The 7,158-nt window shown below is 58.2% G+C and carries 8 protein-coding genes and 1 pseudogene; 3 read left to right on the top strand and 6 right to left on the bottom strand.

Going from position 1 to position 7,158, the window contains the following annotated elements; genetic code table 11:
* Positions 1-447 precede the first annotated feature (447 nt).
* From AWB74_RS43010 to AWB74_RS47095, 4 genes and pseudogenes are all read right to left on the bottom strand, one after another.
* Positions 448-1,854: an ISNCY family transposase gene (locus AWB74_RS43010; protein WP_235024933.1), complete on the bottom strand. Its 1,407-nt coding sequence runs from the start codon at positions 1,852-1,854 to the stop codon at positions 448-450.
* Positions 1,855-1,892: 38 nt separating this feature from the next.
* Positions 1,893-2,342: pseudogene (locus tag AWB74_RS43005) on the bottom strand (MFS transporter); the annotation flags it as partial.
* A gap of 206 nt (positions 2,343-2,548) precedes the next feature.
* Complete coding sequence (locus AWB74_RS43000; protein ID WP_061152583.1) at positions 2,549-3,235, bottom strand: isochorismatase family protein; 687 nt, start codon at positions 3,233-3,235, stop codon at positions 2,549-2,551.
* A gap of 89 nt (positions 3,236-3,324) precedes the next feature.
* Complete coding sequence (locus AWB74_RS47095) at positions 3,325-3,564, bottom strand: hypothetical protein (protein WP_200822117.1); 240 nt, start codon at positions 3,562-3,564, stop codon at positions 3,325-3,327.
* A 322-nt stretch (positions 3,565-3,886) separates the two neighbouring features.
* On the opposite strand from AWB74_RS47095, the gene AWB74_RS42995 reads away from it, so the two are divergent.
* Positions 3,887-4,078 carry a hypothetical protein gene (locus AWB74_RS42995; protein WP_061152581.1) on the top strand — a complete coding sequence of 64 codons (192 nt, stop codon included), beginning with the start codon at positions 3,887-3,889 and terminating at the stop codon, positions 4,076-4,078.
* 244 nt (positions 4,079-4,322) lie between these two features.
* Positions 4,323-4,631, top strand: coding sequence for a hypothetical protein (locus tag AWB74_RS46715; protein ID WP_160110399.1), 309 nt, complete (start codon positions 4,323-4,325; stop codon positions 4,629-4,631).
* Between the two features lie 104 nt (positions 4,632-4,735).
* Here AWB74_RS46715 and phoU read toward each other — a convergent pair whose 3' ends face one another.
* Positions 4,736-5,443, bottom strand: coding sequence for a phosphate signaling complex protein PhoU (phoU, locus tag AWB74_RS42985; RefSeq protein WP_061152579.1), 708 nt, complete (start codon positions 5,441-5,443; stop codon positions 4,736-4,738).
* Between the two features lie 81 nt (positions 5,444-5,524).
* Positions 5,525-5,899, bottom strand: coding sequence for a hypothetical protein (locus tag AWB74_RS48015; protein WP_235024932.1), 375 nt, complete (start codon positions 5,897-5,899; stop codon positions 5,525-5,527).
* Between the two features lie 268 nt (positions 5,900-6,167).
* On the opposite strand from AWB74_RS48015, the gene AWB74_RS42975 reads away from it, so the two are divergent.
* Positions 6,168-6,614, top strand: a complete 447-nt coding sequence (locus tag AWB74_RS42975) for a low affinity iron permease family protein (RefSeq protein ID WP_200822116.1) — start codon at positions 6,168-6,170, stop codon at positions 6,612-6,614.
* Positions 6,615-7,158: the final 544 nt, after the last annotated feature.

Below are 7,158 nucleotides of genomic sequence, written 5' to 3'. Positions count from 1 at the left end.
CTGAAGGCGCAACTAAGGGAATTCAGGGACTTACGCAGGGCGGGACGGTTATTAAGCTACTCGTGCGCCCTGAGGAAAGTGGGTGGGCGCATGGCAAAGGTAAGACATTAGGCCCGCTCATATCGGCGGGCCTTTTCTTTGTCCTCTGTGCAACTTGCAGACAACGAAACGGGACTAATCTGAAAGTGCGCCCGCTGGCTGTAGTGGGCGTAGGTAAAGTTGCAACCCTCTTAGCCCGCTACTACCGGCGGGCTTTTTGTAACCCCGATATTTTGACCTTGCCGTTTCTCTCATTGAGGCAAGGCCATAGATGCACAAGCCGTCACCCCTCGCGCGTGGATCGCCGCTGCACGCACATGCTTGTTTGCTTCTTTTGTGTCACGGCCAGATAGAAATGTCGTAGGGGCGGCTACATACAGATGTCGTACCTGTTCTTGGTTTTAGTTCTCACATAGCGTTGAAGCACAAGCGTTGAACGAGCAGGGCGCGGGTGAGCATTCCCCAAGCTTTGCCCGACCGATCGCCTGTCTTCGTACCGGATTCGTGCGCTGCGGCGTCGTGCTGTTGGCGCAACTGTCCGATCATCTGTTCGAGATCGTCACGCGTGAACTCGCGCTGGTTCTTGGTTCCCGGCAGCCGCTCTGGCGCACGCACTTCGATGCCCCGGTTCGTCCGCGAAGGCGAGCCCGAGGCGCGCCGGTTATCGCGCTGCAACTGCATCTGCTGCGCGAGTTCCAGCGCGTGACTCAAGCGCTTATGCTCGACAATCGCCCCTTGGTCGACCTCCGTGAGTCGATCGTATTCCCTGTAGGGCAACAGGCGTCCGGCTGCTCGAAGCTCCACGCGTCCATCGGGATATTCCCAGACCTCGATATAGCGGTGAATCAGCGCGCGGTTCTCGTCAATGTCGTCGAGTAGATACAGCACGCGATCGTATTGCACGGTCAGCGTTTTGGTGACGCGCCGCTGCTCGCGCCAAGTCAGCACCTCGTCCAGATTCTCATCCTCCCGCAGCGGCCGGTGAGCATCGAACGCACGTCGCGCCGGCTTGGCAAAGCGCACGTTATAGTCGGCCATGAAGCAGGGCGCATAGGCATTGGCCTCGCTTATCGTGCTGATGCCGCGCAGGCGCAACTCCTTGACCAGCCGATCCTGCAAAGTCAGATGCGCGCGCTCCACACGGCCCTTGGCCGGGCTCGAATTGGCGCACAGCGTGTCGATATTGAGCGCGTACATCGCCCGCCCAAAATGCGTCACGCTGCGGCCCGTCTTATGCGCCGCCACGCTGCGAAACACGCTGGCGCGGTCGCTGTAGAACGCCATCGGCTTGCCATAACGCTGCAGATACGCGCGTGTGGCCTCGAAGTAGCTGAAGGTCGACTCGGTCGCCGTGAAATGCAGCAACATTAGCCGACTGGTTGCATCGTCCACGTACACCAGCAGCGTGCATTGCGGGGCGCGCGCTTCGAACCAGCGGTGCTCGCAGCCGTCGATCTGGATCAACTCGCCCAGACAGGAGCGGCGTGCGCGCGGCTGGTAGACCTTGGGCGGGCGCTGCCGGCGAGGAATCCACAAGCCGGCCTCGCTCATCAGATGCCGCACGGTTTCCTTCGATAGCGTCAGCCCATGACACTCGCGCAGTTTCTCGCCGGCGAGCGTCGGGCCGAAGTCGGCATAGCGTTCGTGGATCAGGGCCAACGCGCGGCAGATCGTGTCCTCGGGCAACTGGTGATTGCTGGGCTTGCCGCGACGCTTCGAGACCAGGCCCGCCGCGCCCTCGGCGCGATAGCGACTGGCTAGGCGCTCGACTTGCCGCCGGCTCATGCCGAAGCGCTCGGCAGCACGCCAGGTCATCAGCCGCCCATCGACCACGGCTTCGATGACCTTCACACGATCGACTTCACGCGTCCACGACGCTCGGCCGGATACCAGCAAGTGAGGTAGAAAATCATGCCCGGAAAGAAGCCAGCCTCGAAGACCCCAAGCATGAAACGCATGATGTAGAACGTGGTCGGCGACTTCACGAACATCATGCCCGCCGAAGTCAGGCCCCAGAGCAGCATGATCCGGATGAGCGTCTTGCGCGCGCCGATGCGCTCGAGGATCAGATTGCTTGGCACTTCGAATAGGAAATATCCGGCAAAGAAGATGCCCGCGCCGAGCCCATATACCGCATCGCTGAAGCCGAGATCGTTGCGCATCTGGATCTGCGCGAAGCCGATGTTAATCCGGTCCAGATACGCCGCCACGTAGCACACGAATAGGAACGGAATCAGCCGCCACGTGATGCGACGGTAGATCGCATTCACACTCGCGGACGGCGCGTCTTCGTCCGTCAACACCGCGCCGGTAATGTACTTTCGTTCATCGCGCTCTCCAAGACATGTGTCGCTTAAAGTGTCGAACCGATCACCGCTCTGGCGCCGCAGGGCACGCTATCTCTGATGAAAAGATGCCGCCTCTACTCAATTCTGTCGCGGCATGCGAATATCGTGCCCTTCTAAATTACAAGTGCAGTATCGCGGGCCGCCAGCTGCCCGCGCGGCACTCAGCCCTTTAAGGATTGCAGATAGTCGACACAGCGATCGATCGATTCGACGTCCGCGAACTTGGCGTCGATATCGAAGAGATTCCATTCGACCGCACCCGGCACCCGGTCGCCGATGCACTCACGCACCGCGATCGTACGGAAGCCTTCAGCAAGACCGTCGCACAGCGTCGTACGTACGCAAGCCGAGGCCGTCACGCCGGTCACGAGAATCGTGTCGACGCCCGCGGCGCGCAGAAACCCCGCGAGATAAGTGCCATGAAACGAGCTCGCGCGCTTCTTGATGAGCACCTGCTCGCCTTCGATCGGCGCGATGCGCGAGTCGATCGCCCAAAGGTTCTCATCGGACTGCGCGACCACATCCACCGGAATCTTGTTGTGCCATAGGCCCATGTCGGTATTAGGGTTCTTGCGGTCGGTGACCTGATAGCAGGTCGTCACATGGATGACCGGATGACCATTCGCGCGGCACGCGGCAAGCAGACGCTGGACGCCGGGGATGATCTGGTCGTCGATGTGCTCGCACGTGAACGGATTGCCCGGTCGCGTCCAAGCATTCGCGAGATCGACGTTGACCAGCGCGGGCTTCTTGCCGAAACCCACGCGCCGCTGAAAGCCGCGCTCTTGATAGACTTTCGTTGATTCTGCGAAGGCTTGCGCCAACATTTCATTCAGTCGTGCATTCATCTCTTCAATCTCCGATAGTTACTCTTGGACGCCTTGTGCCTCGTGTGTCGGCAGAGAAACTATAGGGACGCTATTAATGCCCGTCTAATTCATTTTCTGTCGTGTTTGATAGCGTTTTTGATACCAATATCAAGCGCACTCATGACGCCGACGGCGAATCCGTTCATCGCACGCCCTATACGACCGATGCCATCGACGACGCGAAGGCCAAGGGCGCGCGTGTTGTCAACGAAGACGGCGGCGTATTCTGCAAGACGCTCTTCTACCCGCCGTCGTGTATCCGGTCGAGGAAGGAATGAAGCCGCTAGTTGCATTGAGATCGCGGCCACGCGTCATACATCGAGGATTCCTAATGACATCGAAAGCGCGCATTAGCTTTACGCGAACGCGCATGATCGTGCGGCGGACAAAGACACCAAAATTGTTGCAAAATGGCATGACGGTGCCTCTGGTAGTTGTGTCGCCAAACGGTCATCCATCAACGATGGCGTGCGATGTGCCGCGAGGCGGGTCAGCTTGGAAAGCGATGCCTGCGTGATATGCAACGCTGCACTTAAACTTGTGGAGGGAGCACATGGCAGATATAGAACAGTTCAAGGACGACCTGGAAGACAACCCAGATGGCATAGTGGGGGGAGCCGGGGCGACTTCATGGAAGCCTTGGGTGAAGCCGTGTATGCGCGGATCGCAGATGACCAACGGGACAGCATCATTTCAGCGTATCTGACGCTGCAGGAAGTTCTGGATGCAAATGTGGACAATCTGGACGATGCGGCCGACGAGGCCATCGAAAGCGCGACCGACGAGTTCAATGAGACCGTTGGCAAGGTTCTGGGTGTGTAGGTCGAACCGCACCGGAGGGCGCGTTGATTGGCCGCACTCAGGAGAATCGCGGTCTCCCAACGACATGCGACCCCTCGGAGAAAGAACCGGCAGATAACGCGCGTCCGTTCGTATTAATTGACCACCGGAAAGGTCAGCTTCCACAAAAATCGGCGCATACACCGATCTTTGAGTCATTCTCATCAAACCACCCCGTCAATAGGCAGGTCACGAGTGCATGCGCCGAGCAAAGCGGGCGCTACCCTTGCTCGCGGCCACCGCAGAGATCATCAACGAGTCGCTGGCCTGCGCCGAAACCACCCTTAAGGGCATCAACCTCGGTGGAAAACAAACGACCGCGCATATCGCCGAATCGCAAGGCCGAAAATACAGCCACGGGCAAGTCAGGGCGAAGGATTCTGACCATAGCGACGTACCCGACGCAAGCGTCAAGGCCAACTGCCGTCTGTTGATTGACGTTGGTCTCAACATCAACCTCGATGCTGAATCCCTGATACTGATACGTACGATGCATCGGATTTCTCCCCGGCCGAGCAGCCCGGATGACTTCTGATATGTAGCGATCCGCGGAGCAGTAAGGTTTCCTGTGCGCCCAGCGATGCGGCAAGTGGAACAGCCGAGTTTGCCGCTGTAACCGATGTCGCCAATGTTCGGTTCTCAATTACCCAGCGCTTCGCGCTCAAATTGTTCTTTTGGAAGATGCCGCACATCGGTGCCCCTGGCGACATAAATGACGAGCTCTGCCAGGTTCGTTGCGTGATCCCCAATGCGTTCGATGGCCGATGCAATGGAGAGATAGTCGAGCGCCGACGAAATGACGCGAGGATTTTCCGCCATGAAGGCTGCCAGCTTGCGCACGAATGAGCGGTATTGCTCGTCGATCGCCTCGTCCTCACGCACGATCTGCGCCGCACCAGCGATATCGAGCCGAGCGAAGGCATCGAGCGATTGATGGAGGATGGCCGCAGCCATCCGACCGGATAATTCGATTCCCGCTGTATTGATTAACTTGCCCGCCTCGTCACCCGCGATGCGTCGGGTGCGCTTCGCGATCTTGCGTGCTTCGTCGCCCGCGCGCTCCAGATTGGTGACCGCCTTCGAGCTCGCCATGAGCAAACGCAGGTCTGACGCGGTCGGCTGTCGTCGTGCAATGACGTTGCCGCAGTCAGCGTCAATTTCCACTTCCATCGCATTGAGCCGACGCTCCTCCGCAATGACTTTGTTGGCCAGCGGCAAGTCGAAGCGAATGAGGGCCTCCATCGCATGGATCAATTGTGATTCGACCAGCCCGCCCATCTCGAGCACCTTGGAGACGATGCGATGGAGATCAGAATCGAACTGGCTGGATGTGTGTTTGTCTGCCATGGAAATGGGTCCCAAAACCGACGTCGGAGTCCTGATGACAACGCTTCGGCAAGTTTTTGAATGAACGTTGGCCAGACCAACCTAGCCGGATTTTGGCGGCCGACCCGTCTTGATTTTTTCGACCGCCGATACCGCATCCCGCAAGTGTTCCGGAGAAGCAGCCTCCAAGAGAAGGAGGCCCGCTCGCAGAAGCTCGCTCTTATTCACCAGTACACCCTCCTCAAGACATCGCTGTTTCAGCGTCGCGATCTTTCCATAGTCTGATCGCGGCATCGTGAAGGTATCGCGCACGACCTTTTCCTTCTTGAGGGGTTCTTTGCCCTGCGAGGCCACGCTGACGGAAACCAACTCAACACGGCCCGTGCGCTTCTTCCGAGCTTTCTTTTTAGTCAGTCGCCCCTCGGCGGCAGGCTCCGATGCCGCTTCCTTTTTCTTGGTGGCCTGGTGTGGTGCCATGGTCGCATGCTAATTAAAAAACTGTACAAACAGTATATACGGGAGTTCGTTGACCCGTCCCTTGTCCGAAAACCACGAAAACCTTGGCAAACCGGCATGACCTTTGCACAGGCGATAGGAAATCGACTGCCACCGAGTGCGATGCCCAGCAATGGCCGCTCCGATGCCGGGTCTTTCGGCCATACGTGACTTCGACGGTCGCCTCCGGTCGCTTTGTTGTTCGCCGATGGCGACACCGCAGGAATGGATTAACTTCGTGGAGGTTGTGATGAGCAGCAAATGGTTCTCCAAATTTTCAAGCTACCTTTCTACGATGACCGGCAGACCGGCCACGTTTGTAGTTGCCGTTTGCCTTGTTTTCGCCTGGGCGATCACCGGTCCGTTCTTCCACTACAGCGACACCTGGCAACTTGTGATCAACACGTCGACCACGATCGTTACCTTCCTGATGGTTTTCTTGATCCAGAACACGCAAAACCGTGACACGGCCGCGATGCAAATCAAACTCGACGAACTCATACGAGCAATCGAAGGCGCTCACAACGCCCTGCTCGATCTTGAAGAACTTGAGGAGAAAGACTTGAATCGCTTCCGAGTACATTACGAAAAACTGGCTCAGGCAGCGCGGAGCGCGCTGCGTGCTGGAGGCAGCGACACCGATTCTCCGTTCGTGGCTCGCGACCAGTGGTCCGAGGCGGCGCCGCAACGCGAGTAGCGTTACCGCTAAAATTGGCCCGCCTAGCGTCCGGCGGGCTTCGGTGTCCGGAGACGAAATGGCGCTCGATCGACGAATTGCGCGTCCGTGAACGGTGAACATCAGTGTGACCAACCGTCGAGACGACTGCTACGTCGCCCTCAGGAAATTCAGATGAACCAAAAACCGAGAACCGATCGCGATTGACAGGGAAAGTCATATCAGTTCAACGCATTAACAGGCTTGGCCGTTTTCATAGTCAAAGACTATTTCGCCCGGTTAGCGTTTTTGAAGAGCGCGCATCGGTGCGCTGAACGGCGCCTCTCAATGGGTTGCCGCTCAGGTGACGGGCTTTGCTGGCCTTGATGGCAGCGGCCAGGAAGGCATGGAACGGATCGCTGAAAAGACAGACACCCTAGCGGCGTAGATGCGCGAGATGTCGGCGTGATTCATCCCGAGCAGGCGCGCAAGCGTGTCAGCTTGCTGCATTGAGATGCCCGTTCCTCGTCAGCCGCATCAACACAACGAGAGCGAAATGCTAGCCGCGAAGGAACCGCCGTTTCGG

The organism is Caballeronia arvi (genome assembly GCF_001544695.2).
In the GTDB taxonomy this organism is placed as follows: domain Bacteria; phylum Pseudomonadota; class Gammaproteobacteria; order Burkholderiales; family Burkholderiaceae; genus Caballeronia; species Caballeronia arvi.
Note: the sequence above shows the minus strand (reverse complement) of the source record. Positions and strands in the feature narration are given on the sequence as shown.

Coding starts and splice junctions, on each gene's coding strand:
- AWB74_RS42975 (WP_200822116.1), top strand. CDS start 6,168: ATGAGCAGCAAATGGTTCTCCAAATTTTCAAGCTACCTTTCTACGATG.
- AWB74_RS43010 (WP_235024933.1), bottom strand. CDS start 1,854: ATGACCTGGCGTGCTGCCGAGCGCTTCGGCATGAGCCGGCGGCAAGTC.
- AWB74_RS42995 (WP_061152581.1), top strand. CDS start 3,887: ATGGAAGCCTTGGGTGAAGCCGTGTATGCGCGGATCGCAGATGACCAA.
- phoU (WP_061152579.1), bottom strand. CDS start 5,443: ATGGCAGACAAACACACATCCAGCCAGTTCGATTCTGATCTCCATCGC.
- AWB74_RS48015 (WP_235024932.1), bottom strand. CDS start 5,899: ATGGCACCACACCAGGCCACCAAGAAAAAGGAAGCGGCATCGGAGCCT.
- AWB74_RS43000 (WP_061152583.1), bottom strand. CDS start 3,235: ATGAATGCACGACTGAATGAAATGTTGGCGCAAGCCTTCGCAGAATCA.